At 68.5% G+C, this 24,967-nt stretch carries 24 protein-coding genes; 8 read left to right on the top strand and 16 right to left on the bottom strand.

Features of this window, described 5'->3' with window-relative positions; translation table 11 throughout:
* The first annotated feature begins 153 nt into the window (after window positions 1–153).
* The gene (locus tag B1818_RS07125; RefSeq protein ID WP_139362993.1) at window positions 154–1,533 is read left to right on the top strand and encodes a DUF349 domain-containing protein; all 1,380 of its coding nucleotides are present in this window, start codon (window positions 154–156) and stop codon (window positions 1,531–1,533) included.
* 21 nt (window positions 1,534–1,554) lie between these two features.
* Here B1818_RS07125 and B1818_RS07120 read toward each other — a convergent pair whose 3' ends face one another.
* Both B1818_RS07120 and miaB read right to left on the bottom strand, forming a co-directional pair.
* Entirely contained in the window at window positions 1,555–2,184 is a 630-nt protein-coding gene (locus B1818_RS07120; RefSeq protein WP_137808714.1) for a hypothetical protein, read from the bottom strand.
* A gap of 27 nt (window positions 2,185–2,211) precedes the next feature.
* Entirely contained in the window at window positions 2,212–3,744 is a 1,533-nt protein-coding gene (gene miaB, locus B1818_RS07115) for a tRNA (N6-isopentenyl adenosine(37)-C2)-methylthiotransferase MiaB (RefSeq protein ID WP_078112446.1), read from the bottom strand.
* A 134-nt stretch (window positions 3,745–3,878) separates the two neighbouring features.
* Between miaB and B1818_RS07110 the strand changes: the two genes are divergently transcribed.
* The 4 genes from B1818_RS07110 to B1818_RS07095 are packed head-to-tail and all read left to right on the top strand — an operon-like array spanning window position 3,879 to window position 7,196.
* Window positions 3,879–4,607 carry an amino acid ABC transporter ATP-binding protein gene (locus tag B1818_RS07110; RefSeq protein ID WP_165630857.1) on the top strand — a complete coding sequence of 243 codons (729 nt, stop codon included), beginning with the start codon at window positions 3,879–3,881 and terminating at the stop codon, window positions 4,605–4,607.
* A gap of 1 nt (window position 4,608) precedes the next feature.
* Window positions 4,609–5,616, top strand: a complete 1,008-nt coding sequence (locus tag B1818_RS07105) for a glutamate ABC transporter substrate-binding protein (RefSeq protein ID WP_078112297.1) — start codon at window positions 4,609–4,611, stop codon at window positions 5,614–5,616.
* A gap of 15 nt (window positions 5,617–5,631) precedes the next feature.
* Entirely contained in the window at window positions 5,632–6,309 is a 678-nt protein-coding gene (locus tag B1818_RS07100) for an amino acid ABC transporter permease (RefSeq protein WP_058250184.1), read from the top strand.
* Complete coding sequence (locus tag B1818_RS07095) at window positions 6,306–7,196, top strand: amino acid ABC transporter permease (RefSeq protein ID WP_078112296.1); 891 nt, start codon at window positions 6,306–6,308, stop codon at window positions 7,194–7,196. The genes B1818_RS07100 and B1818_RS07095 overlap by 4 nt, the downstream gene beginning before the upstream one ends.
* A gap of 28 nt (window positions 7,197–7,224) precedes the next feature.
* On the opposite strand, the gene B1818_RS07090 is transcribed toward B1818_RS07095, so the two are convergent.
* The 7 genes from B1818_RS07090 to pgsA all read right to left on the bottom strand — a co-directional run bounded on the left by B1818_RS07090 (window position 7,225) and on the right by pgsA (window position 12,614).
* Window positions 7,225–7,773 (bottom strand): regulatory protein RecX, encoded by a 549-nt coding sequence (locus B1818_RS07090; RefSeq protein ID WP_078112295.1) that lies wholly within the window; start codon window positions 7,771–7,773, stop codon window positions 7,225–7,227.
* A 25-nt stretch (window positions 7,774–7,798) separates the two neighbouring features.
* Window positions 7,799–8,842 (bottom strand): recombinase RecA, encoded by a 1,044-nt coding sequence (gene recA / locus B1818_RS07085; RefSeq protein ID WP_006866461.1) that lies wholly within the window; start codon window positions 8,840–8,842, stop codon window positions 7,799–7,801.
* A gap of 197 nt (window positions 8,843–9,039) precedes the next feature.
* On the bottom strand, window positions 9,040–9,234 hold the full coding sequence (locus tag B1818_RS07080) for a DUF3046 domain-containing protein (protein ID WP_058250181.1): 195 nt from the start codon (window positions 9,232–9,234) through the stop codon (window positions 9,040–9,042).
* On the bottom strand, window positions 9,225–10,427 hold the full coding sequence (locus tag B1818_RS07075; protein WP_078112445.1) for a glycosyltransferase: 1,203 nt from the start codon (window positions 10,425–10,427) through the stop codon (window positions 9,225–9,227). Before B1818_RS07075 ends, B1818_RS07080 begins: the two co-directional genes overlap by 10 nt.
* 29 nt (window positions 10,428–10,456) lie before the next feature.
* Complete coding sequence (gene pspA / locus B1818_RS07070; protein WP_058250180.1) at window positions 10,457–11,272, bottom strand: phage shock protein PspA; 816 nt, start codon at window positions 11,270–11,272, stop codon at window positions 10,457–10,459.
* A 95-nt stretch (window positions 11,273–11,367) separates the two neighbouring features.
* Entirely contained in the window at window positions 11,368–11,739 is a 372-nt protein-coding gene (locus B1818_RS07065; RefSeq protein WP_058250179.1) for a helix-turn-helix domain-containing protein, read from the bottom strand.
* Window positions 11,740–11,912: 173 nt separating this feature from the next.
* The gene (gene pgsA, locus B1818_RS07060) at window positions 11,913–12,614 is read right to left on the bottom strand and encodes a CDP-diacylglycerol--glycerol-3-phosphate 3-phosphatidyltransferase (RefSeq protein ID WP_078112294.1); all 702 of its coding nucleotides are present in this window, start codon (window positions 12,612–12,614) and stop codon (window positions 11,913–11,915) included.
* A gap of 131 nt (window positions 12,615–12,745) precedes the next feature.
* Between pgsA and B1818_RS07055 the strand changes: the two genes are divergently transcribed.
* Together B1818_RS07055 and B1818_RS07050 are read left to right on the top strand one after the other, a co-directional pair.
* Window positions 12,746–13,261, top strand: a complete 516-nt coding sequence (locus B1818_RS07055; protein ID WP_058250177.1) for an amino-acid N-acetyltransferase — start codon at window positions 12,746–12,748, stop codon at window positions 13,259–13,261.
* A gap of 2 nt (window positions 13,262–13,263) precedes the next feature.
* Window positions 13,264–13,548, top strand: coding sequence for a YciI family protein (locus B1818_RS07050; protein WP_058250176.1), 285 nt, complete (start codon window positions 13,264–13,266; stop codon window positions 13,546–13,548).
* Between the two features lie 40 nt (window positions 13,549–13,588).
* Here B1818_RS07050 and B1818_RS07045 read toward each other — a convergent pair whose 3' ends face one another.
* The 6 genes from B1818_RS07045 to thyX all read right to left on the bottom strand — a co-directional run bounded on the left by B1818_RS07045 (window position 13,589) and on the right by thyX (window position 22,327).
* Window positions 13,589–14,629 (bottom strand): TerC family protein, encoded by a 1,041-nt coding sequence (locus B1818_RS07045; protein WP_078112293.1) that lies wholly within the window; start codon window positions 14,627–14,629, stop codon window positions 13,589–13,591.
* A gap of 219 nt (window positions 14,630–14,848) precedes the next feature.
* On the bottom strand, window positions 14,849–17,830 hold the full coding sequence (locus tag B1818_RS07040) for a DNA translocase FtsK (protein WP_254859591.1): 2,982 nt from the start codon (window positions 17,828–17,830) through the stop codon (window positions 14,849–14,851).
* 79 nt (window positions 17,831–17,909) lie between these two features.
* Window positions 17,910–18,542, bottom strand: a complete 633-nt coding sequence (locus B1818_RS07030) for a TIGR03085 family metal-binding protein (RefSeq protein ID WP_078112291.1) — start codon at window positions 18,540–18,542, stop codon at window positions 17,910–17,912.
* Window positions 18,543–18,588: 46 nt separating this feature from the next.
* Complete coding sequence (locus B1818_RS07025) at window positions 18,589–20,631, bottom strand: ribonuclease J (RefSeq protein ID WP_078112290.1); 2,043 nt, start codon at window positions 20,629–20,631, stop codon at window positions 18,589–18,591.
* A complete protein-coding gene (gene dapA / locus B1818_RS07020; RefSeq protein ID WP_058250171.1) occupies window positions 20,631–21,536 on the bottom strand; it encodes a 4-hydroxy-tetrahydrodipicolinate synthase in 906 nt (301 codons plus the stop codon). The genes B1818_RS07025 and dapA overlap by 1 nt, the downstream gene beginning before the upstream one ends.
* Window positions 21,537–21,574: 38 nt before the next feature.
* On the bottom strand, window positions 21,575–22,327 hold the full coding sequence (thyX, locus tag B1818_RS07015; RefSeq protein ID WP_058250170.1) for an FAD-dependent thymidylate synthase: 753 nt from the start codon (window positions 22,325–22,327) through the stop codon (window positions 21,575–21,577).
* Between the two features lie 144 nt (window positions 22,328–22,471).
* Here thyX and B1818_RS07010 point away from each other — a divergent pair, with 144 nt between their 5' ends.
* Window positions 22,472–24,130, top strand: coding sequence for an alkaline phosphatase (locus B1818_RS07010; RefSeq protein WP_078112444.1), 1,659 nt, complete (start codon window positions 22,472–22,474; stop codon window positions 24,128–24,130).
* Here the strand turns inward: B1818_RS07010 and B1818_RS07005 are convergent.
* Window positions 24,127–24,906, bottom strand: a complete 780-nt coding sequence (locus B1818_RS07005; RefSeq protein WP_058250306.1) for an HAD-IIB family hydrolase — start codon at window positions 24,904–24,906, stop codon at window positions 24,127–24,129. The two genes, B1818_RS07010 and B1818_RS07005, sit on opposite strands and share 4 nt — an antisense overlap.
* Window positions 24,907–24,967 lie beyond the last annotated feature (61 nt).

The following is a 24,967-nucleotide window of genomic DNA, read 5'->3' as shown; positions in this document are numbered from 1 at the left end:
CCAACTCGGCACGGACGCCACATCGACGGGCCTGAACTGCTTGAATGGAACGGTACTTGTCGGCGATCGCGGGCGTAGGATGCCCGGCGAGAACCGACTCCAGCGACCGGCAGCCGTGACGCGCGGCACCACTGAGCGGCAGGACACGTGCACATGAGCAACCCGACCGAATCGGCTTCCGAACCCCAGCAGGCACCCGCCGGGCAGGACACACCGAAGCCGGGACCCAAGCCGGGACCCAAGCCGGGACCCCGGCCCAAGCCCGGACCCCGGCCCGGCATCGCGTCCGAACCGGTCGTCACGCATCTCGTCACCGGCGATCCGCACCGCTTCGGTCGTATCGACGAGTCGGGTGTCGTGTGGCTCAAGACCGACGAGGGCGAACGCGAGATCGGTTCGTGGCAGGCCGGCACGGTCGAGGAGGGGCTTGCGCACTTCGGACGCCGGTTCGACGACCTCGCCACCGAGGTCGAGATCCTCGAGGAACGGCTCACCGCCCGCTCGGGAGACCCGCGTAAGGCCCAGCAAGCCGCCAAGCACCTGCTCGACGAGTTGCCCAACGCGCATGTGATCGGTGACGTCGCCGCGCTGCAGCGGCGCCTCGAGGCGATCGTCGGCAGCGCCGACGAGGTCGCCGAGACCATCCGCGCCGAGCGCGAGAAGACCCGGTCGGAGGCCATCGCGCGCAAGGAGGTCCTCGCCGCCGAGGCCGAGCAGATCGGCGCCGACGCGACCAACTGGAAGAGCGCGGGCGACCGGCTGCGCGAGATCCTCGACGAGTGGAAGTCCATCAAGGGCGTCGACCGCAAGACCGACGACGCGCTGTGGAAGCGGTACGCCAAAGCGCGCGACGCCTTCAATCGCCGGCGAGGTGCGCACTTCGCCGAACTCGACCGCGAGCGCGCCGGTGCGAAGGAACGCAAGGAAGCACTCATCGCCCGCGCGGAGGAGCTGTCCGGCTCCACCGACTGGGGTCCGACGTCGGCCAAGTTCCGGGAACTGCTCGGTGAGTGGAAGGCGGCCGGCCGCGCCCCGCGGGACACCGACGAGGCCCTCTGGCAGCGGTTCAAGGCCGCACAGGACGTCTTCTTCGGCGCCCGCAACGCGGCGTCGTCGGAACGCGACGCGGAATTCTCCGCGAACGCGACCGCCAAGGTCGCCCTGCTCGATGCCGCCGAGAAGGCCATCGACCCGGCCGCCGATCTCGACGCGGCCCGCCGCGAGTTCCGGTCGTTCCGCGATCAGTGGGACGAACTGGGCAAGGTCCCGCGCGATCAGATGCACAGCCTGGAGGCCCGCGCGCGGGCCCTGGAGAAGCGCATCCGCGACGCCGAGGACGCTCAGTGGCAACGGACCGATCCCGAGGCACTGGCGCGGGCGGCGCAATTCGCCGATCGCGCGGCGCAACTCGAGGACCAGGCACGCAAGGCGGCCGAACGCGGAAAGGACCGCGACGCCGCGAAGTTGCGCGATCAGGCTGCGCAGTGGCGCGAGTGGGCCGCCGCCGCGGAGAGTGCCGTCACCGACCGCTGAGTCCGGTCGGGGCCGGCCGGATCAGTCCTCGTTCGGGTTCTTGCGGTACAGCGCTGCGGCGTAGGCCTCCTGCTCGGCGGCCTGCCGGCGCCGCTCGTCCTCGAGCGCGAGCTGATAGGAGCTCCGCGCCCACACGACGCGGGACCAGTGGAACGTGAGCACGAAGACCGCGATCCAGCCCAGCACAAGGCCGATGCCGACGCCCGACGGCGGCTCGACGCCACCGACGCCCGGCGTGTTCCGCGACCACCACGCCAGCATCCCGGCGACGCACGCGATGGCGCACCCGCACAGCGCGATCCACGCCAGGAACCACCGGCGGGTGAGCAGCGCGAGCATGGAGACGACGATGCCGAAGATCGTCACCAGGTAGACGAAGATCCTCGACACGATCGTGACGCGCTCGGCGGCCGCCTCGGGCGTGAAGGTGAGGACCTCGAGCCCGGTGACGGATCCCGTGTGCGGCAACACCATCGACACCATGGCGAGGACGACGGCCACGGCGACGACGACCGCGCGCGCACCCGGGTCGATCTCGCCGGCCACCCGCCGTTCCGCCTTGCGCAGGTCGTTCTCGTACTGCTCGAACGCGGCCTTCTCGGACGCAGAGCTGCCGGACGCCTCGTTGTCGGACGCCGAATTCTCGGACATGGTCATCGCCTCACTTCGTGATGGTGGTCAGCTGCCGCAGCCACTGCCGCAGCCGGCGTCGGCCGGGACGGCGGCGGGGGCACCGAACCCCGGCAGCCCGAGCCCGACGCCGACGGGCGCGGTGGTGGGGGTACGGCTCTGTTCGTGTGCGTCGCCGGCGCGGGTGCGGCGGTGCGCGAGAACGCCGGAATCGGCGATCAGATGGTGTGGTGCAGCTGCGGTGAGCTGCGTGTGCACGACGTCACCCGCGCGGATCCCCGACGCCGTTCCGGGCGAGAAGTGCACCAGGCGGCCGTCCCGGGCGCGGCCGGTCATGCGCTGGGTCTTCGCCGACTTGCGCCCCTCGTCGGCGACCACGAGCAACTCCACCTCGGTCCCGACCAGCGCCTCGTTCTCGGCCAGGCAGATCCGCTCCTGCAGCGCGATGAGACGCCGGTAGCGATCGGCCACGACCTCGGGCGGCACCTGATCGGCCATCGTCGCGGCGGGCGTGCCGGGGCGGGGCGAGTACTGGAAGGTGAACGCGCTCGAGAAGCGGGCGCGCTCGACGACGTCCAGGGTGGCCTGGAAGTCCTCCTCGGTCTCGCCGGGGAAGCCGACGATGATGTCGGTGGTGATCGCCGCATGCGGCATGGCCTCGCGGACCTTGTCGAGGATGCCCAGGAACTTGGTCTGCCGGTAGCTGCGGCGCATCGCGCGCAGGATGCGATCGGACCCCGACTGCAGCGGCATGTGCAGTTGCGGACACACATTCGGCGTCTGGGCCATCGCCTCGATCACGTCGTCGGTGAACTCGGCGGGGTGCGGTGAGGTGAACCGGACGCGTTCGAGCCCCTCGATGTCACCGCAGGCGCGCAGCAGTTCGGCGAAGGCGCCCCGGTTGCGGGGCTGATCGGGATCGGCGAAGGACATCCCGTAGGCGTTCACGTTCTGGCCCAGCAGCGTCACCTCGACGACACCCTGGTCGACGAGGGCCTGTACCTCGGCGAGCACCTCGCCCGGCCGGCGGTCGACCTCCTTGCCGCGCAGCGACGGCACGATGCAGAACGTGCAGGTGTTGTTGCACCCCACCGACACCGACACCCAGCCCGAGTAGGCGGAGTCGCGCTTGGCCGGCAGGGTCGACGGGAACCGCTCGAGCGCGTCGAGGATCTCCACCTGGGCGGCGTCGTTGTGGCGGGCACGATCGAGCAACGCGGGCAGCGACCCGATGTTGTGTGTGCCGAAGACGACGTCGACCCACGGTGCTCGGGACAGCACCGTGTCCTTGTCCTTCTGCGCGAGGCAGCCGCCGACGGCGATCTGCATGCCGGGCCGATCGGACTTGACCGGGGCGAGGTGCGACAGGTTGCCGTACAGCTTGTTGTCGGCGTTCTCCCGGATCGCGCAGGTGTTGAAGACGACGAGATCGGCGGGGTCGTCCTCACCCGCGCGCACGTACCCGGCGTCCTCGAGCAGACCGGCGATGCGCTCGGAATCGTGGACGTTCATCTGGCAGCCGTAGGTACGGACCTGATAACTGCGCGCGGCGGGTGCTGCCTGCTCAGGCCGATCCGACAACTCGATACTCACCCCTACGAGGGTACGGGGCGCACGCAAATCGACTCCCACAGGACACCGTGTTCCACGTCGGCCGATAGGGTGCCCCAATGACCGTTTCGCCGAGTAAGTCCGCGGACCCAGGGTCCCAGCCGATGATCGCGATGCGCGGGGTGCAGAAACACTTCGGGTCGTTGCACGTCCTCAAGGACATCGATCTCGAGGTCCCCGCCGGTCAGGTCGTGGTGGTCCTCGGACCGTCGGGCTCGGGCAAGTCCACCCTCTGCCGCACGATCAATCGCCTCGAGCCGATCGACGGCGGCGAGATCCTGGTCGAGGGTCAGGTGCTGCCCGCCGAGGGCAAGGACCTCGCCCGGCTCCGCGCCGACGTCGGAATGGTCTTCCAGTCCTTCAACCTGTTCTCGCACAAGACGATCCTCGAGAATGTCACGCTCGCGCCGATCAAGGTGCGCAAGAAGAGCAAGGACGAGGCCGGCAAGCGCGCCCTGGAACTGCTCGAGCGCGTCGGCATCGCCAGCCAGAAGGACAAGTACCCCGCCCAGCTCTCCGGCGGCCAGCAGCAGCGCGTGGCCATCGCCCGGTCGCTGGCGATGAACCCGAAGATCATGTTGTTCGACGAACCGACCTCGGCCCTCGACCCGGAAATGGTCAACGAGGTGCTCGACGTGATGGTGTCCCTCGCGAAAGAGGGCATGACGATGGTGGTCGTCACCCACGAGATGGGCTTCGCGCGCAAGGCCGCCGACCGCATCATCTTCATGTCCGACGGGGCGATCATCGAGGACTCCGATCCGGAGACGTTCTTCAGCAACCCGTCGACCGATCGCGCCCGGGACTTCCTCGGCAAGATCCTGGGGCACTGACATGACACAGCGAACCACCCGCCCGATGCGGACCGCGGGCCTGGTCCTCGCGGTCGGCGCCCTGCTCGCCACCGTGTTGTCCGCCTGCGGCAGCACCGAACCGCGCAACCTGCTCGACTCCATCCGCGAGGGATCGGTCGTGCTGGGCGTCAAGTTCGACCAGCCCGGTCTCGGCCTCTACGAGCCGGACGACAACGTCGAGGGATTCGACGCCTCGGTGTCGCGCTACGTCGTCAACCACATCGCCGACGACCTCGGTGTCCCCCATCCCGAGGTCACCTGGCGCGAGACCCCCTCGGCGCGCCGCGAGGCGATGATCGACAACGGTGAGGTCGACCTGATCGCGGCCACGTACTCGATCAACGCGGCGCGCTCGAAGAAGGTGTCCTTCGGCGGTCCCTATCTCGTCACGTACCAGGGTCTGATGGTGCGCGCCGACGACAACACGATCGACGAACTCGCCGACCTCGACAAGGGCAAGAAGCTCTGCTCGGTGACCGGCTCGACACCGGCGCAGAACGTCAAGGCACAGCTGCCCGCGGTCCAGTTGCAGGAGTACGACTCCTACTCGGCCTGCGTCGAGGCGCTGCGTCGCGACAAGGTCGACGCGGTGACCACCGACGAGGCGATCCTCGCCGGCTACTCCAACTTCTGGGAGGACGAGTTCAAGCTCGTCGAGATGACCTACCTCAAGGACGCCTGCGTGAAGGATGCCCTGAAGACCGCGGGCAGTCCGTTCTCCACCGAGCGCTACGGCGTGGGGCTGGCTCTGGACGACACCGCGTCGCAGAACGCCGTCAACACGGCACTCGACGCGATGCTCGCGCCTTCCGTCGACGGCGAGTCGGCCTGGAACGCCGCGCTGCGCGAGGCGCTCGGCAATCCCTACGTGGACGAGATCATCGCCCGCGCCGACCGTCCGGACTCGAAGTTCCCCTACCTGCCCGATCCCGGCGACCTCGACTTCCTCGACTCGCCCTCCACACCGTGCCCGCCCGGGCTGCAGTGAGCGACGGAGCTACCGATGAATGACGTCTCTCTGTGGGAGAGCATGGGTCCAGAGCTGTGGCCCGCCTTCTGGGTGACCATCCAGCTGACCTTCTACTCGGCGATCGGCTCGCTGGTGTGGGGCACGATCCTCGCGGCCATGCGGGTCTCCCCGGTGCCGGTGATGCGCGGCTTCGCCGAGGTCTACGTGAACATCGTCCGCAACACGCCGCTGACACTCGTGGTGCTGTTCTGTGCGATCGGCCTGTACCAGAACCTGGGCCTGACCTTCGCGCCGACGATCGAGTCGAACAACTTCTGGCTCGCCGTCCTCGCCTTCGTGCTGTACACCTCGACGTTCGTCTGTGAGACGCTGCGCTCCGGCTTCAACACGGTCCCGCTCGGGCAGGCCGAAGCCGCTCGCTCCCTCGGCCTCTCGTTCACGCAGGTCTTCGGGGTCATCGTGCTGCCGCAGGCGATCCGGTCGGTGATCGGTCCGCTGGGCAGCGTCCTGATCGCGCTCACCAAGAACACGACGGTCGCCTCGGTGATCGGCGTCGCCGAGGCGGCGGCTCTGATGAAGACCGAGATCGAGACCTACTCCGACCAGCTGTTCGTCATCTTCGGCGTCATCGCGGCGGGATTCATGATCATCACACTCAGCGAGGGTGCCGTCTTCGGCTACCTCGCCAAGCGACTGGCGGTGAAACGATGAGCGCTGACTCGACCGTCCTCTACGACGCCCCGGGACCACGCGCCCGCACCCGGAACCGCTTGCTGGCGATCGCGTTCATCGCGGTCCTGGCCGCGATCGCGATCTACGTGATCGCCGTCCTCACCGCCAACGAACAGTTCACCGCCGAGAAGTGGTCGCCGTTCGTCACGTGGAGCACGTGGACCGGCTACATCCTGCCGGGCCTGTGGCGGACCCTCGCGGCCGCGGCGGTCTCGATCGTGCTGTCGTTGTTGCTCGGTGCGGTCCTCGGTATCGGCCGACTCTCCGATCACCTGTGGGTACGCACCATCGCGGGCCTGTTCGTCGAGGTGTTCCGCGCCATCCCGGTGCTGATCCTGATGGTGTTCACCTGGTTCCTGTTCGCGATCTACGGGGTCTTCCCGTCGTCCTTCCTGGCGTTCGCGGCGGTGGTCACCGGACTCACCCTGTACAACGGGTCGGTCATGGCCGAGATCCTGCGATCCGGTATCAACTCACTGCCCAAGGGACAAACCGAGGCGTCGATGGCCCTGGGTCTGCGCAAGAGCCAGATGATGCGCATCATCCTTCTGCCACAGGCGATCACGGCGATGATGCCCGCACTGATCTCGCAGATGGTCGTGGCGCTGAAGGACAGTGCGCTGGGCTACATCATCGGTTACTCCGAGGTGGTCCGCAGCGGCCTGCTCTCGGCGTCGCGCTACGGCAACTACATCCCGGCACTGATCGTCGTGGCCATCATCATGATCCTGATCAACTTCGGGCTCTCGACCTTCGCCACCAGCCTCGAACGCCGGCTCCGGCAGGGGCGCCGGTCGTCCGCACCGCCCGCGGATCCGGAAGAGACCGAACTCGCTGCGTCGGAGAACCTGCCGACCGGCAGGTGACACCCGCACGATCGTCGTGTGGGGGCGCTCAGCCGCTACGCAGCTCGCTGAGCGCCTCCCCCACGACGTCGAACGCCAGGGACTGGGAATAGCCGCGCCGCACCAGCATTCCGACGAGACGTCGCATCGCCTTGTCGCGTTCGGCGCGATCCTCGGCTATCCGGTCGACTACCGAGGGCGTGAGTTTGCGCACGACCAGACCCGACGCGATCTCACGTTCGTCGTCGGGGTCGATGTCGGCGAGGGCCTCGGCGATGATCGACTCGTCGATCCCCTTGGTGCGGAGCTCGTGTCGTAACGCGACGCGCCCCTTACCGGAGTTCAGGTGGCGGGATCGTACCCACTCGGAGGCGAACTCCTCGTCGTCGAGGAGGTTGTGTCGCTCCAGGCGCGCCATCACGTCGTCGACCGCCTCGGGTTCGAAACCCTTGCGCGTCAATCGCTCTCGCATCTCCTGGCGTGAACGCGCACGGACCCCGAGCAGTCGGAGCGCCGAGTCCCATGCACTGGGTCCCTTACGGTCGGGGTCGTTGCCCCGCCGTGTGCGCGTCTGCCCGGGGTCCGTTGCCTCGCTCACGGTCTACCTGAACTCGCCTTCGATGTCAGAATTCGACTGGGGCGGGGGCGATGTCGTCGGCGTCGACGGTGGCGCCGATGCCCAGCTTCTCTTTGATCTTCTTCTCGATCTCGTCGCGGATGTCGACGTTCTCGAGCAGGAACTTGCGCGCGTTCTCCTTGCCCTGGCCGAGTTGATCGCCCTCGTAGGTGAACCACGAACCGGACTTGCGGATGAAGCCCTCCGCGACACCCATGTCGATCAGCGAGCCCTCCTTGCTGATGCCCTGGCCGTAGAGGATGTCGAACTCGGCCTGCTTGAACGGCGGTGCGACCTTGTTCTTGACGACCTTGACGCGTGTGCGGTTACCGACCGCGTCGGTCCCGTCCTTGAGGGTCTCGATCCGGCGAACGTCGAGGCGCACCGACGAGTAGAACTTCAGCGCCTTTCCGCCCGTGGTGGTCTCGGGCGAACCGAACATGACGCCGATCTTCTCGCGCAGCTGGTTGATGAAGATCGCGGTGGTCTTCGACTGGTTCAGCGCGGAGGTCATCTTCCGCAGGGCCTGGCTCATCAGGCGGGCCTGCAGACCGACGTGGCTGTCGCCCATCTCGCCCTCGATCTCGGCCTTGGGGACCAGCGCGGCCACCGAGTCGATGACCAGGATGTCGAGCGCGCCCGATCGGATCAGCATGTCCGCGATCTCGAGCGCCTGCTCACCGGTGTCGGGCTGGGACACCAGCAGCGCGTCGGTGTCGACGCCGAGTTTGGCGGCGTAGTCGGGATCGAGTGCGTGCTCGGCGTCGATGAACGCGGCGATGCCGCCCTGCGCCTGGGCGTTGGCGACGGCGTGCAGGGCGACGGTCGTCTTACCCGAGGACTCCGGACCGTAGATCTCCACGACGCGGCCGCGGGGCAGTCCGCCGATACCGAGGGCGACGTCGAGCGCGATGGACCCGGTGGGGATGATCTCGATCGGCTGACGGGTCTCCTCGCCGAGCCGCATCACCGAACCCTTGCCGAAGTTCTTGTCGATCTGCGCGAGGGCGAGGTCGAGAGCCTTCTCGCGGTCTTGGGGCGCAGGTGCCATGGGAGTTCTCCTCGGTTGTGAGCCGGATTTCCGGCGGGCGGTCTGTGCGGTCCGGGCGTTCATGTGATGAAAGTAGCCGGTGGGTCCGACAACTCTTCAGACGCAGACTCGGCCCGTGTGGTTCCGTCTGATTTCACCTCTGGGCACCAGGATGGACGAACACCTGTTCGATGGCAAGTGTGACACGCGGTGGCGTGTCACCAGCGATGGCGCGGTACGTCGAAGTCGCGACAGATCGCGATCCAGACGTCGCGCGGGTCGACCCCGTCGTCGATCGCCTGGGCACCCGTGCGTCCGCCGACCTCGATCAGGATGTGATCGGACAGGATCGAATCCGCCGACGGCACACCGAATTCGGTGGTCATCAATTCGGTGAACTCGGTCAGACGCACGGGTCCAGCCTAGGTGACGCCGCCAGAACGCGATGCGCGACCGCCACCGGGTCGACGACGTCGGTCACCGACTCCCCGATCGCACCCGCCGCGCGTGCATGTGCCGGATCGTCCAGGACGGCCCGCACGGCGTCGGCAACCGCGTCCGCGGTGACCGGACGCACCGCCTGCCCCGCGCCGGCTCGTCGGATCCGGGCGGCGAGCTCCCACTGGTCACCCCCACCGGGTACCGCGACGACCGGCACCGACGCGAGCATCGCCTTCGCGAGGATCCCGTGCCCGGAGCCACAGATCAGCAGGTCGGCGTGCGCGAGCACCTCGTCCTGCCGGCCCGGCCCCGCCGTGATCAGTTCCCCGCGGAAGCGGGCGAGATCAGCCCCGTCGGGGTCGCGGAGCCCCGAGACCACCACCCGCACGGTCCGGCCCAGTGTGTCCGGCGACAGGGCTTCGAGAGCCTCGCCGAGCATGTCGGCGGCGCCGGTCTGCGCGGTCGACGGGGCGACGACGACGAGGGGGTGATCGCCGGGAGGCACGGTGAAGTGATCGTCGGTGGGCTCCCACACCAGGGGTCCGACGAGATGCGCGTCGGTCGGCCAGTCGGGGCGCGGGACCTCGAGGCCGGGAAGGGTGGCGATGAGTCGCGCCGCCGGTTCCGCGTCGACGTCACCCAGCCCGATCGTCCGCCGGGCAGCGTCCCGCTGCCGCACGCCCTGGCGGATCGACGACGCGGTGGCGGCGCGCATCAGCGTGTCGCGCAGCCGACCCCCGACGCCGCGACCCGGTTCGAGCCCGGACCCGATCGGCGGTAGTCCCCGGGACGGCCGGTACAGCGGATGCGGCGACAGCTCGATCCAGGGCAGTCCACACAGTTGAGCGGCCCAGCCCCCGCCCACGGTGATGACGTCGGAGATGACGAGTTGCGACCCGGCCGCACGCAGCGGCCCGACGAGCTGCTGGGCCATGCGCGCGGCGCGGGCACTCAGTTTGGCTCCGGCGTCGGAGTCGTCGTCGGAGTCCTCGGCGCGCAGCCCCGGGAGATCAGCGATGTCGATCCCCCGGCGGCGCGCGGCCTCCGACCATGCGAGGGAGGTGAACACGACCGGTGTGTCACCGGCGGAGCGGAACCGCTCGGCCAGCGCGAAAGCCGGGAAGGCATGCCCGGCGTCGGAGCCCGCGACGATCGCGACGCGCACGGGTTCGTCGTGCACGCGTGCGCGATCTGTCAGTTCTGCTGGGGCGGCTCGGTGGTCGGCGGCGCGGACTGGGTCGCCGGCTTCTGCAGACCCGGTGCGGTCGTGCCGGCGGCGGGCAGCGCGTCACCGCGCATGCTCGCGCGGATCTGTTCGAGACGAGAATGTCCGGCCATCTGCACGCCGGCCTGCTCGACCTCCTGCATGCGGCCCTGCACGGAGTTCTTGGCCAGCTCCGCCGAACCGAGCGCGTTCGCGTAGCGTCGTTCGATCTTGTCGCGGACCTGGTCGAGGCTCGGCGTGTTGCCGGGCACCGACAGCTCGCTCATCTGGTTGAGCGACGCCGAGACCTGCTCCTGCATCTTCGCCTGCTCGAGTTGACTGAGCAGCTTCGAACGCTCGGACAGCTTCTGCTGCAGGATCATCGCGTTGCGCTCGACGGCCTTCTTGGCCTGATCGGCCGCCTGGAGCGACTGGTCGTGCAAGGACTTGAGGTCCTCCACGCTCTGCTCGGCGGTCACCAGCTGGGCCGCGAACGCCTCGGCGGCGTTGGTGTACTCGGTCGCCTTCTGGGTGTCGCCGGCCGCGGCGGCCTGATCGGCCAGCGTCAGCGCCTGGCGGGTGTTCGCCTGCAGCCGCTCGACGTCCTCGAGTTGCCGGTTCAGCTTCATCTCGAGCTGACGCTGGTTGCCGATCACCGAGGCCGCCTGCTGCGAGAGCGCCTGGTGCTGGCGCTGGGCGTCCTCGATCGCCTGCTGGATCTGGACCTTCGGGTCAGCGTGCTCGTCGATCTTCGCGTTGCCGAGTGCTGTGAGGTAGCGCCACAACTTCACGAACGGGTTCGCCATGCTCGTCGTACTCCATTCAGGGGTCTGAGAACTCTGGTGACCAATCTAGCGTCTGCGAGTCCGGTGTTGAGTCGGTGTCGTTCAGACGGTGCGGGTCAGGCAGCCGCGAGAGCCGTGGCCTCCCGGCGGCCGGCGGGAGCCGGGATCACGACCTTGGTCGCGGTCAGTCCGGCCTCGGTGGCCTCGACGCCGTCACCCATCGGCTCGGCGCCGACCACGACGGGTTCGGCACCGGCCGGACGCATGGCGCTGCCGACTTCGAGGAGCAGGTCGGCGATCTCGACGTCGAGCGCGTCGCAGATCGCGGCGAGCAGTTCGCTCGACGCCTCCTTCTGACCGCGTTCGACTTCCGAGAGGTAGCCCAGACTCACCCGCGCACCGGTGGACACCTCGCGCAGGGTCCGACCCTGCTGCGTCCGGACCCGACGCAGGCTGTCGCCGAGCGCCTCGCGTAAGAGCATCGCCATCGAGTCTCCTCCCTACTGAACGTCTCGGCCCAACTGAACTGCTCGGCGGCCACCGAACCGGCGGCGCGCCTGCTGCCCTACCCAACGCTTCGCGGTCCCGACGGGTTCCCGCGGCACCGGCGGCGTCGGCACCCACGGTCGGGGCAGCACCGTCTGATCGACGATAGTCGAAGTCAGTGACCGCCGCCGGTTCCTCCCACAGCACGTCCGCGCGGTGCCACCGGCCGGGGTGCGGTCTCATCGCGATCGGACCGGACCTTGACCGCCTGCCAGGTGTAGTCCAGACCCGTGTAGATCGTCACCACCACCGCCAGTCCCATCAGGATGTCGGCGGCGAGCTGCCACGGTCCGCCGAGCGGGAGGAGGTACAGACCGATGGCGAGCGCCTGCAGCAGCGTCTTGAGCTTGCCGCCGCGGCTGGCCGGGATGACCTTGTGCCGCAACACCCAGAAACGCAGCGCCGTCACCCACACCTCGCGGGCGACGATCACCACGGTGACCCACCACGGCAGGATGCCGAGGATCGACAGCCCGACGAGGGCACCGCCGATCAGGGCCTTGTCCGCGATGGGGTCGGCCAGCTTCCCGAAGTCGGTGATCAGGCCGCGCTGCCGGGCGATCATCCCGTCGTACCGGTCGGTCAGGGCCGCGACCCCGAAGACGATCGTGGCGATCGTGCGCCACAGCATCGACTCGCCCGACTCCATGAACAGCGCGACCAGGAACACCGGCACCAGGACGATCCGGAACACCGTGAGTGCATTGGCGATGTTGACCACCGGCACCGGGTCCACCGGGTCGGTGATGTGGTCGGGCCCGCGGCCCGCATTGGCGATGCCGTTCTCTTCGACGGCGCGCCGGATCCGGTCGGTCATGAGCTCGCTCCTGACCGCGGCGTCGTGCCGCAGTTCAGGGCAGTCCTCAAGTACACGCCCATCAGGGTATCGGCAGTCCCGGCGAACGACGTGCACAGGTCGCCCCATCGCAGAGACTAAGCTGAATTCCCATGTCCCCCGCCGATCACGTCGTCATCCGTCGTGCGCGCACCTCCGACGTCCCGCGGATCAAAGAACTGATCGACCAGTACGCCGGGAAAATCCTCCTCGAGAAGAACCTCGTCACGCTCTACGAGTCCGTCCAGGAGTTCTGGGTCGCCGACGTCGACGGCCTGGTCGTCGGTTGTGGTGCGCTGCATGTGCTCTGGGCCGATCTCGGCGAGGTCCGCACGGTCGCCGTCGACAACGCCCACGCCGGGCGCGGCATCGGCCACCTCCTCGTCGACCGGCTCATGGCGGTCGCCCGCGAACTGCAGCTCTCGCGCGTCTTCGTGCTCACGTTCGAGACGGCCTTCTTCGCGCGGCACGGTTTCGCCGAGATCCAGGGCACCCCGGTCACGCGCGAGGTGTTCGAGGAGATGTGCCGGTCCTATGACACCGGCGTCGCAGAGTTTCTCGACCTCAGTTACGTCAAACCCAACACCCTGGGCAACACCCGGATGCTGGCAACCATCGAGCAGGAGTGACCATGCCGTTCTTCGCCGTGCAGTACACCTATCGCCCCGCCAAGGCCGCCCTGCGGGATCAGCACCGGCCTGTGCACCGGGAGTGGCTCGCGGAAGAACATTCGGCGGGCAACGTGCTGATCGCCGGCCCCTATCCCGACGGGTCGGGCGCGCTCATCGTCATCCGCGCAGCCGACCTCGAGGCGGCCGAGGCATTCCTGGCCAACGACCCGTTCCAGGCGCATCAAGCCGTCGACGCCATCCGCATCGACGAGTGGACGCAGGTGTTCGGGCCGTTCCCGGGCTGATGCCACGTCCACCCGTCGGCGACGGGTGGACGTGGACGGGTCAGGAGTCCTTGGACTTCGGTGCCGGGGCGTCGGTCGTGTCGCCGGCGGATTCGACCTCCGGCGACTTCGCCATCCCGCGACTCTTGATCAGGCTGGCCACCGTGGTGATCACCAGGACACCGAGGATCACCGACAGCGACAGCCCGGTCGAGATCTCGGGGACCGCCACGTGCTCGCCACCGTTGATGAACGCCAGGGTGTTCTCGTGCAGGGCGTGGAGGACCAGCTTGACGCCGATGAAGGCCAAGATGATCGACAGGCCGATGGACAGGTACACCAAGCGGTCGAGCAGTCCGCCGATGAGGAAGAACAGCTGACGCAGACCCATCAGGGCGAACGCGTTGGCGGTGAACACCAGGTAGGGCTCGGACGTGAGCCCGTAGATGGCCGGGATCGAGTCGAGCGCGAACAGCACGTCGGTGAAGCCGATGACGATGAGGACCATCAGCATCGGGGTCGCGAGGCGCTTGCCGTTGACGCGGGTGAACAGCTTGTCGCGGTCGTACGAGTCATGCGTGCGCAGGTAGCGCTTGACGAAGCGCTCGAGGCGCGTCTCGCGCTCCTCCTCGTGCTCGACCGGGTCGTCGCTCTCGCGGAGCAGCTTGACGGCGGTGAAGATCAGGAACGCGCCGAACAGGTAGAAGACCCAGCTGTAGGCGTTGATCGCGGCCGCACCGACGGCGATGAAGATGCCGCGCATGATGAGGGCCATCAAGATGCCGAGCAGCAGGACCTTCTGCTGGTACTCCTTGGGCACCGCGAACTTCGCCATGATGATGACGAAGACGAACAGGTTGTCCACCGACAGCGCCTTCTCGGTGACGTAACCTGCGAAGTACTCACCGCCGAAGGTCGAACCCCAGTTCCACCAGACGAACAGACCGAAGACGACGGCGAATCCGATGTAGATCGCCGACCAGATGCCCGACTCCTTGAGCGACGGCGCGTGGGGCACGCGCACGTGGGTGAAGAAGTCGAACGCGAACAGGGCGAGGATCACCGCACAGGTGATCAGCCATACGGACAGCGAAACATCCACTTGTAACCTCCAGCAGGCAGCATGAGCTGACGAGCCAGAGGTCTCTCCCACCGAACGGGGGCCGACGCTCCGGGTCAGGGCCGCGACGATGATCGGCATCGTTGCGAATCGTGACCGTATTGACGGAGACGCCGCTTTGGGGATACTCCCCTCATGGATCTCCGGCTACCTTATACAAACTGCAGGAAACCTGCAGAAACCGCAGGTCAGCGACCCGAGTCAGGTGCCGGAACTGTCCGTTTCGTCGCCGCCGCCGGTGATCGAGGCGATCACCCCCGCCAGATCGTCGGGCTTCACGAGCACCTCACGCGCCTTGGAGCCCTCGCTGGGGCCGACCACTCCCCGCGTCTCCATCAGGTCCATGAGACGGCCGGCCTTGGCGAACCCGACCCGCAGCTTGCGCTGCAGCATCGACGTCGACCCGAACTGGCTCGACACGACCAGTTCGATCGCCTGCAGGAGATCGTCGAGGTCGTTGCCGATGTCGCTGTCGATGTCCTTTTTGTCGCCCGCCTTCGCCGCGGTGACACCCTCGGTGTACTCCGGCTCGGCCTGCTCCTTGGAGAAATCGACGACCGCGGCGATCTCCTCGTCGGTGATGTAGGCACCCTGCATGCGGATCGGCTTGTTGGCGCCCATCGGGAGGAACAGGCCGTCGCCCATGCCGATCAGCTTCTCGGCACCCGGCTGGTCCAGGATGACGCGTGAGTCGGTCAGCGACGACGTCGCGAACGCCAGCCGCGACGGCACGTTGGTCTTGATCAGACCGGTGACGACATCGACCGACGGACGCTGCGTCGCGAGCACCAGATGGATGCCGGCAGCGCGCGCCTTCTGGGTGATCCGCACGATCGCGTCCTCGACGTCGCGGGGCGCGGTCATCATCAGGTCGGCGAGCTCGTCGACGATGGCCAAGATGTACGGATACGGCTTGTAGACGCGTTCGCTGCCCAGCGGGGCGGTGATGTCTCCCGACCGGACCTTCGAGTTGAAGTCGTCGATATGGCGCACCCGCGAGGCCTTCATGTCCTGATAGCGCTGCTCCATCTCCTCGACGAGCCAGGCGAGTGCGGCAGCGGCCTTCTTCGGTTGCGTGATGATCGGCGTGATGAGGTGCGGGATTCCCTCGTACGGGGTGAGCTCGACCATCTTCGGGTCGATCAGGATCATCCGCACCTGCTCCGGCGTCGCACGGCTGAGCAGCGACACGAGCATGGAATTGACGAAGCTCGACTTGCCCGAGCCGGTCGACCCGGCGACCAGCAGGTGCGGCATCTTCGCCAGGTTGGCGCTGACGAAATCACCCTCGATGTCCTTGCCGAGCCCGATCACCAACGGATGCTTGTCCTTCCGGGTCGACGGCGAATTCAGCACGTCGGCCAGGCGAACCATCTCACGGTCGGAGTTGGGGACCTCGATACCGACCGCGGACTTGCCGGGGATCGGCGCGAGCAGGCGCACGTTGTCCGTTGCCGCGGCGTAGGCGATGTTGCGTTGCAGCGCGGTGATCTTCTCGACCTTCACGCCCGGGCCGAGTTCGATCTCGTATCGCGTGACGGTCGGCCCGCGGGTGTATCCGGTGACCGCGGCGTCGATCTTGAACTGCTCCAGCACGCCGGTCATCCGGTCGATCATGTCGTCGTTGGCGCTGCTGCCCATCTTCGGCGGATCGCCCTCGAGGAGAAGGTCGGCGGGCGGCAGGCGATAGTCCCCGTCCGCGGTGGGATCGGACGGGATGAACGCCTCGTCGTCCGACATCCCCTCGTCCGTCATCTCGTCGTCGAGATCGGGTTCGTGCCGGGGCTCCGGTTCGGGTGCGGGACGCGGCGCGGATCGCGCGGCGGCGCGACGGGCCGGGGTGGCGCGGGTACGGGGGCTCGGCGCGATCACCTCGGTGACCTGCTGGTCGGCATCCGCAAAGTTCTCGGTGACGGCCTCCTCGAGGGGGTCGACGTCGGCGACGTCGGCGGGCTTGCGCCGCGACGTCCGTCCCGAGGTCCGCGCCGGCGCCGAATCCGGCGGGTAGTTGTCGTACGGGTTCGACGAGTACGGCCGACGCCGGGACCGCGACTCGAGCGCGCCGGAGTCCCAGGGATCCGACTCGGCGGTGTCGGTCTCGGGATCGGGGTCGTCGAAATCCGGATCATCGTAGTTCTCGGCGTCGGCATCCCACTCGTCGTCGTCCCAGGGCGCGTCGTCCGCTCGTCCGACACCCAGCCCGAGGTAACCGGCGGCGGCGTCGACGACCTCGCGGACGGTTCGGCCGCTGAGGATGAGTACGCCGAATGCCATGCCCAACAACAGGATCGGCACCGAGACCCACGCGGTGACACCCGCGGTCAACGGTGTGCCCACCGCGAAGCCGACGAACCCGGCCGCGCCGGACCGTCCGGGCAGGTCGACTGGCGCACCGGCGACGAGGTGCATCAGACCGAGCAGCGGAAGGATCACCAGGAACCCACCCGACAGGTAGCGGCCGCGTCGCTCCGGGGCGGCCGGCCGTCGCATCAGGACCACTGCCAGCGCGAGGAGACCGACCGGCACGAGCACGGCCGCCGACCCGATGACCGCGCGGATGAGGGCCTCGATGAAGGCGCCCACCGGACCCGCCGCACCGAACCACACACTGGCGCCGACGAGCAGACCGAAGGCGAGGAGACCGAGTGCTGTCCCGTCCCGCCGATGGCTGTGACCGCCGGGCCGGGGTCGACCGTTGCCGTCGGACCCGTCGTCGAACTCCTCGAAGTCCGGGTCGGTGTCGTCGATGTCGTCGAACTCTCCGACGACTTCGGTGCGCGGTCCGCGGCCGACGCCCGAGCCCGCCCGGGCGGCGCTGCCGACGCCCCGCGCGAACAACGACCATCCGGCACCGATGCCCTTGCCCACCGCGGACGCCCCGGCCGCGGCGACGGAACGACGATGCAGGTCCACCGACTCCGCTGGTGCAGCGGACCGGGAACTCTTCCGCGATGCCCCGGCCTTCGACCTCGTCGAGGCACCGGCGCCCGTCTGACGACGCGAACCACCGCTCTTCGAACCGCCGCTCTTCGAACCGTCACCCGCTGAGCGACGAGCGGCGGTCGAACTCCCTCGAGCCGAACTCGCCCGCCCCGAACCACCGCGTGCGGATCCACCGCGCGTGGAACCAGCAGCGCCGCGCGCGGAGGACGCGCGTGTACCCGTGCTTGCCTTCGAAGCCATACCGACAGACTAGTGGGCAGCGGTCACATCAGTCACACGGGCAACACAGACAACGAATGCGTGTCGAAGTTGTGATCGCTCAGAGGCCGCGCGAACTCTCGCGGACGCCCGTGATCGCGGCGGCGTCGCCGGCGAATGTGACGTCGACCGGTGTACGGCCGAACGCGAACAGCACCAGCTCACCGACGCGACCGGTCACGATGACGTCGTCACCCGATCCCGCCGTCACCAGGTCCTCGCCGTCCGGGGTGCGCAGGGTCACGCGGGCCGGGACCTTCTTGAGCGTCATCCGGCCCATCGACTTGGCCGGCGTTCGCAACTCCGCCTCGAGTTCGGGGGCCAGCGACCGGGGCGTCCACGGCCCGTCGGGGTCGGCGGCACCACGCAGGACGTCTTCGTGGTGGACGAACATCTCGGCGAGGTTGGCGAATCGGTCGATCAGCTTGAACGGCGAGTAGACCGGCGGTCCGGAGGCGAGCAACGCGAGTTGGGCATCCCAGTCCTTCGACGTCGCCTGGGCCCGCACCTTCTCGGTGTGGCCGGCGAAAGCCGGGATGAGGATGCCCGGCCCGGTGTCGGGGCGTCGTTCCCGGACCACGAGATGCGCCAACAGATCGCGGGTGGTCCAGCCCTCACACAAGGTGGGCGCGTCGGGGCCCACCTTTCGAAGGGTCTCGACGAGGGCTGCTCTTTCCTTCTGCGCTCCGGTCACACGACCACGGTAGCGACAAAGAGGTGGTCTCGTTCCTCCGCGCCGGTCAGTCCCCGACCGCGATGACCGTCGGCACGATCATCGGACGGCGACGATAGGCGGTCGACACCCAGCGCCCGACCGCACGGCGAATCCCCTGGGCGATCCGGTGTGTGTCGGAGACACCCTCGGCCGCCAGCGAATCCAGCGTCTGGTTGACGATGTTCGCCGCCTCCTTGAGCGCGTCCGGGTCGTCGGAGAAACCGCGTCCGGAGACCTCGGGTGTGCTCACCGCACGGCCCGTCGTCACGTCCACGGCGACGGTGATGGCGATGAATCCGCCCTCCCCCAGCACGAGCCGTTCGGAGAGCGTCGACTCCCCCACGTCGCCGACCGAGAGGCCGTCGACGTAGACGTGCCCGACCGGAACCCGTCCGACGATGTCGGCGCGACCGTCGACGAGGTCGACCACCACGCCGTCCTCGGCGAGGACGACCCGGTCCTCGGGCACACCGGTCGCTACCGCGAGCGCGGCGTTGGCGCGCAGGTGCCGCCATTCGCCGTGCACGGGCATCGCATTCGAGGGGCGCACCGCGTTGTAGAGGTAGAGCAGCTCACCGGCCGAGGCGTGGCCCGAGACATGGACCTTCGCACTCTGCTGGGTGATGACGGTCGCGCCGCGCTTGGCCAGCCCGTTGACGACGGCGAACACCGAGTTCTCGTTGCCGGGGATGAGCGAGGACGCCAGCACGACGAGGTCGTCGGCCCGGATGTTGATCTGCCGGTGCTCTCCGCGCGCCATCCGGGAGAGCGCGGACAGCGGCTCGCCCTGCGAGCCGGTGGAGATCAGCACGACGCGGTGGTCGGGCAGGGTTGCCGCGGTGTCGAGATCGACGACGACGCCGTCGGGTACCGAGAGGTAGCCGAGATCCTGCGCGATCTGCATGTTGCGCACCATCGAACGGCCGACGAAGGTGACCCGCCGATTGTGGGTGTGCGCCACGTCGATGATCTGCTGGATGCGATGGACGTGGCTCGCGAACGACGCCACGATGACCCTCTGTGTGGCCTTGCCGATGACCTGGTCGAGCACCCCGCCGATCTGACGTTCCGGGGTCACGAAACCGGGCACCTCGGCGTTGGTCGAGTCCACCAGGAACAGGTCGACGCCCTCATCGCCGAGGCGGCTGAACCCGGCGAGGTCGGTGAGCCGGCCGTCGAGGGGCAGCTGGTCGAGCTTGATGTCGCCGGTGTGCAGCACGACGCCGGCGGGGGTCCGGATCGCGACGGCCAGGGCGTCCGGGATCGAGTGGTTGACGGCGAAGTACTCGCACTCGAACGGGCCGTGCGAGGTCTTCTGACCTTCGACGACCTCGACGAGCTTGGGTCGCAGGCGATGCTCGCGACACTTGGCCTCGACCAGGGCGAGCGTGAACTTCGCGCCGATCACCGGGATGTCGCTGCGTAGCCGGAGCAGGAACGGCAGAGCGCCGATGTGGTCCTCGTGGCCGTGGGTCAGGATCACCGCGTCGACGTCGTCCATGCGGTCTTCGATGTAGCGGAAGTCCGGCAGGATCAGGTCGACGCCCGGCTGGGCGTCCTCGGGGAAGAGCACACCGCAGTCGACGATCAGCAGACGGCCGTTGTATTCGAAGACGGTCATGTTGCGGCCGATCTCGCCGATCCCGCCGAGCGCCACCACGCGCAGACCACCCTTGGGCAGTCGGCGGGGTGTGCCCAGTCGGTCGACAGGGGCCGGGGTTGCCGGTTCGGGCCGGCGGCCGCCGCGGGCGTCGCCGCGCTCGTGGCGGGGGCGACGGGTGTTCGACGCGGGACTCGCCGGACGCTTGGCCGCGTGCTTCGGCGAGTTCGCGTCGGACTTCGGTTCCGCTGATCCGGTCCGCTCGGCTCGCGCGCGCCGGGGTTCCCGTGCCTTCGAGGTCACCTCGACAGGCTCGGCGGGCGGGGTCGGCTCGGCGGGGGGCGGACTCGGCGGGCCGGCCTTGCGGGCGGCGGCCCGGCGTCGGGTCCGGGGGCGGACGGTGCCGGTGGTGTCGTTGCCGGTGGTGTCGTTGCCGGTGTGGGGGCCGGTGGTGTCGTTGTCCGTCATCAGACCAGCACACCCGCCGCGCGCAGATCCACGATCAGTTCCTCGATCTGCGCCGGGTTCGCGGGCACCTGCGGCAGGCGCGGGTCGCCGACCTCCAGCCCGAGGATGCGCAGTGCCGCCTTCACCATCGTGACCCCGCCGAGGCGCCCCATGGCGTTGACCAGCGGCAGCATCGAGGTGTTGATCGCGCGGGCGGTCGGCAGATCGCCCTTCTCGACAGCGATCTGCATGTCGCGCAGGCGATCCGGGACGAGGTGGCCGATGACGCTGACATAACCGGTCGCGCCGATCGACAGCCACGGCAGGTTGAGTGCGTCCTCGCCGGACAGGTACTCCAGGCTGGTGCTGGCGATCAGGCCGGCCGCCGAGTGCAGGTCGCCCTTGGCGTCCTTCACCCCGCGGATGTTGGGGTGTTCGGCCAGGGCGAGCATCGTCTCGTTCATGATCGGGACCACCGATCGCGGCGGGATGTCGTAGAGCAGCACCGGCAGCGCGGTGGCGTCGGCGACGGTCCGGAAGTGCGCGAGGAGCCCGGCCTGCGGCGGCTTCGAGTAGTACGGGGTCACCACGAGGAGCGCGTGAGCACCGATCTTCTCGGACTCGATCGCGAACCGGACGCTCTCGGCGGTGTCGTAACTGCCTGCGCCCTGGGTGATCCGGGCCCGGTCGCCCACCGCGTCGAGGACCACCCGCAGCAACTCGAGCTTCTCCGGCACGGTGGTGGTCGGCGACTCACCGGTGGTGCCGGACACGACCAGCCCGTCACATCCCTTGGCGACCAGATGGTCGGCGAGGACGGCGGCCTTGTCCAGATCGAGGCTTCCGTCCGGGCGGAAGGGGGTGACCATCGCAACCACGTTCGTCCCGAAGGGATGCTCGTGCAGCGGTTCCTGGACTGCGTTCATGGTGCTCAAGGCTACCGCCTCCCTGTTGGTGACGATCCTCACCCTTCCAGCACGAATGGTGAGGTGGCGACCTCGGTCCCGTCGGCCAGGGTGCCGATCTCGAAATCGCCGAACACGGTGGGCGCCACCCGCATCAGCTGGCGTAGACACTCCACCGCGAGCTGGCGGATCTCGACGTCGGCGTGCTCGGTGGCGCGCATGCCGACGAAGTGCCGCCAGGCGCGATGGTTGCCGGTGACGACGATCTTCGTCTCGGTGGCGTTCGGCAGCACGGAGCGAGCAGCCTGACGTGCCTGTTTCCGACGCAGGATGGCGTTGGGGACGTCGGCGAACTTCGCCTCCAGCGCCGCGAGGAGCTCGGTGTAGGCCGCCCGGCTCGCGTCGGTCGCCGCGGCGAAGAGGTCCTCGAGTTCCGGGTCGCCCACGATCGCCGGCGGCGCCACCACGTTGGAGTCGTGCTCGGGCACGAACCGCTGGGACAGTTGCGAGTACGAGAAGTGGCGGTGCCGGATCAGTTCGTGGGTGCACGAGCGGGAGATGCCACTGATGTAGAACGTCACCGATGCGTGTTCGAGCAGCGACAGGTGCCCGACCTCGAGGATGTGCCGCAGGTAGCCGGCATTGGTGGCGGTACGCGGGTTCGGCTTGTCCCAGCTCTGATAGCACGCCCGGCCGGCGAACTCGACCAGCGCCTCACCGCCTTCGGCGTCGGTGCTCCACGGCACGTCTTCCGGCGGGGTGAACTGGGTCATCGCCACCATCTGCACCTTCAGCGGCACCAATTCGGACACGCATGTCTCCTGTCGTCCGTCGCGGCCACACGTCCGCGTGCCGCGCGGTATCCGATTCTCCCCCACCACCTGAGTACCGCACCGTCGGGCTCCGCCCGCGGTAGAGTCCCTGCAGGCGTGGGCGAGTACCCGGGGGTGGATGCGATGACGACGCGACGCGACTTCCTGCGCACGGGCGCGGTCGTGACCGGTGCGGCGCTCGCCTCCCCCGCCGTCGTCGCCCAGGGCGCCCCGCGGTCGCCCGGGCCCCCGTCGGCGGCGGTGTTCCGCCACGGCGTGGCGTCCGGCGACCCGCTCCCCGACGCCGTCGTCCTCTGGACCCGCATCACCCCGACCCCGGCTGCGACCCCCGGTTCCGGCCTGGGGCCGGAGAGCCTCGTCCGCTGGGAGATCGCCCGGGACCCCGGCTTCGGCGCCGTCGTGGCCGCGGGCGAGGTGCGGACGTCCGCCGACTCCGACCACACGGTGAAGGTCGACGCGTCGGGTCTGACGCCGCGCACCTGGTACCACTACCGCTTCACGGTGCTGTCCGGACCCGCCACCGGCGCGGTGTCGCCCGTCGGTCGCACGTGCACCGCCCCCGCAACGGGTGCCGACGTCGCGAAGATCCGTTTCGGCGTCGTGTCCTGTGCCAACTGGGAGGCCGGATACTTCGCCGCCTACCGGCATCTGGCCGCGCAGCCGGCACTCGACGCGGTGGTCCACCTGGGCGACTATTTCTACGAGTACGAGACCGGGCGATACACCGGCAAGACCGGAACCGTCCGGCCGCACGACCCCCGCCACGAGATCGTCACCCTGCGCGACTACCGGACACGCCACGCGCAGTACAAGACCGACCCCGACCTCGCCCGGCTGCACCGGGACCTGCCGTTCATCTGCATCTGGGACGACCACGAGTCGTCGAACGACTCGTGGTCGGGCGGGGCGGAGAACCATCAGGCGGGCGAGGGCTCCTGGGCCGCACGGCGCACCGCCGCGCTGCGCGCGTACGCCGAATGGATGCCGATCCGCCCCGCCGTCGACACCGCGGGCCGGCACCTGTTCCGCAGGCTCCGCTTCGGCCGTCTGCTCGAATTGTCCATGCTGGATCTGCGCTCCTACCGCGACCTGCAGGTCAGCGCCCGGTCGGCGGCCATCGACGATCCCGCCCGCTCGATCCTCGGCCGGTCTCAGATGTCGTGGCTGACCAACGGACTCACGTCGTCGGAGACCCGCTGGAAGATCGTCGGCAACCCGGTGATGATCGCCCCGGTGCTGATCCCCCCGCTGGACCCGCAGACGACCGGGGCCGTCACCGCGCTGCTCGGCATCCCGCGCGAGGGCATCCCGTACAACGCCGACCAGTGGGACGGTTACGCGGCCGATCGTCGACGGCTCCTCGAATCGCTGCGACGCAACCGCGTCGACAACGTCGTCTTCATCACCGGCGACATCCACTCGTCGTGGGCGTGCGACATCCCGGCCGACCCGGCGAACTATCCCGGCGGCGGGACTGTCGCAACGGAATTGGTCGGCACCTCGATCACGTCGACCAACATCGACGACATGCTGAACGTGCCCGCGAACACCGCCGGGGTCGCGGTGTCCTCGGCCTTCGCGGCCACGAACCACCACGTGCGCTGGAGCGAGTTCGACGCGCACGGGTATTCAGTCCTGACCGTGACGCCGGCGGCGACGCAGATGGACTGGTACTTCGTGCACGACAAGACGAATCCGCGCTCCGGCCAGTATTACGCGAGGTCTTACCGGGTCGCGAACGGCACCCAGCGGGTCGTCCCGGCGGGCGGGCCCGTCGACTAGCTGCCCGTCTCGACCTGATCCAGCAGCGCCGACAGCTTCGCGTGGGTGTCGGGCCAGCCGTGGACGGCGATCGACGTGATGCCCAGAGCCTTGACCGGGTAGTCGTTGCCGCCCTCGTCGAGCCGGTCACCGAAGAACAGGATATCGCTGGTGCTGAGGCCGAGGATGTCCATCAACTTCAGTGCGCCGTAAGCTTTGTCGATGCCCTTCTTGGTGACGTCCACCGACGTCGAACCGCCGCTGCGCACCTCGAGGTCGGGAAGTCGCTCGGCGGCGTAGGCCCGCAGGGACTCCTTCTTCGCTCCGTCGGGGTCCCAGGCCGCCTTCGCGTCGACGGGCGCCTTCTGCCCCAGCGCGCTGAAGGTAATCTGGCTGCCGCGGTCCTCGAGGATGTCACCCCACGTCTCGCTCTCCCACAGGCCGAGCTCTTTCGCGCCGGCCTCCAGCACGTCGAGCGTGCGCTGCTTCTCGTCGTCGGTGAGGAATTCGGCGTAGACCGTCTCCCAGTCGTTCCCGGACCACCGCACGTACTGCGTTCCGCACGTCGGCATGAGGTGGAGGTTGGCGACGCTGTCGAAGTTGCCGAGCCGCGCGAGAACCTGCTTCTCGAACTGGGTGAAGTTGCCGCCGGAGATGATGCAGCCCAGGCTCACGTCGAGCATCCGCCGCAACAGATCGACCATCTGGTCGTCGAGCGGGCTCTTCGACGGGGCCAGGGTGTCGTCGAGATCGAACATCACCAATCGGTAGTCGTTGCCCTCATACGACACGGTCATCGCTTCGTCTCCCATCGCTGTCGTGAACTTTCGATCCTCAGCATCGCATCACTCGGGGTGA

The organism is Gordonia sp. IITR100 (assembly GCF_002009645.1).
GTDB lineage: Bacteria > Actinomycetota > Actinomycetes > Mycobacteriales > Mycobacteriaceae > Gordonia > Gordonia hongkongensis.
Note: the sequence above shows the minus strand (reverse complement) of the source record. Positions and strands in the feature narration are given on the sequence as shown.

What these genes read in the sequence shown, in the direction of transcription:
- B1818_RS07125 (WP_139362993.1), top strand. Translation starts at nt 154, where the DNA reads ATGAGCAACCCGACCGAATCGGCTTCCGAACCCCAGCAGGCACCCGCC.
- B1818_RS07120 (WP_137808714.1), bottom strand. Translation starts at nt 2,184, where the DNA reads ATGTCCGAGAATTCGGCGTCCGACAACGAGGCGTCCGGCAGCTCTGCG.
- B1818_RS07110 (WP_165630857.1), top strand. Translation starts at nt 3,879, where the DNA reads ATGATCGCGATGCGCGGGGTGCAGAAACACTTCGGGTCGTTGCACGTC.
- B1818_RS07105 (WP_078112297.1), top strand. Translation starts at nt 4,609, where the DNA reads ATGACACAGCGAACCACCCGCCCGATGCGGACCGCGGGCCTGGTCCTC.
- B1818_RS07100 (WP_058250184.1), top strand. Translation starts at nt 5,632, where the DNA reads ATGAATGACGTCTCTCTGTGGGAGAGCATGGGTCCAGAGCTGTGGCCC.
- B1818_RS07095 (WP_078112296.1), top strand. Translation starts at nt 6,306, where the DNA reads ATGAGCGCTGACTCGACCGTCCTCTACGACGCCCCGGGACCACGCGCC.
- recA (WP_006866461.1), bottom strand. Translation starts at nt 8,842, where the DNA reads ATGGCACCTGCGCCCCAAGACCGCGAGAAGGCTCTCGACCTCGCCCTC.
- pspA (WP_058250180.1), bottom strand. Translation starts at nt 11,272, where the DNA reads ATGGCGAACCCGTTCGTGAAGTTGTGGCGCTACCTCACAGCACTCGGC.
- B1818_RS07065 (WP_058250179.1), bottom strand. Translation starts at nt 11,739, where the DNA reads ATGGCGATGCTCTTACGCGAGGCGCTCGGCGACAGCCTGCGTCGGGTC.
- pgsA (WP_078112294.1), bottom strand. Translation starts at nt 12,614, where the DNA reads ATGACCGACCGGATCCGGCGCGCCGTCGAAGAGAACGGCATCGCCAAT.
- B1818_RS07055 (WP_058250177.1), top strand. Translation starts at nt 12,746, where the DNA reads ATGTCCCCCGCCGATCACGTCGTCATCCGTCGTGCGCGCACCTCCGAC.
- B1818_RS07050 (WP_058250176.1), top strand. Translation starts at nt 13,264, where the DNA reads ATGCCGTTCTTCGCCGTGCAGTACACCTATCGCCCCGCCAAGGCCGCC.
- B1818_RS07040 (WP_254859591.1), bottom strand. Translation starts at nt 17,830, where the DNA reads ATGGCTTCGAAGGCAAGCACGGGTACACGCGCGTCCTCCGCGCGCGGC.
- B1818_RS07025 (WP_078112290.1), bottom strand. Translation starts at nt 20,631, where the DNA reads ATGACGGACAACGACACCACCGGCCCCCACACCGGCAACGACACCACC.
- dapA (WP_058250171.1), bottom strand. Translation starts at nt 21,536, where the DNA reads ATGAACGCAGTCCAGGAACCGCTGCACGAGCATCCCTTCGGGACGAAC.
- B1818_RS07010 (WP_078112444.1), top strand. Translation starts at nt 22,472, where the DNA reads ATGACGACGCGACGCGACTTCCTGCGCACGGGCGCGGTCGTGACCGGT.
- B1818_RS07005 (WP_058250306.1), bottom strand. Translation starts at nt 24,906, where the DNA reads ATGACCGTGTCGTATGAGGGCAACGACTACCGATTGGTGATGTTCGAT.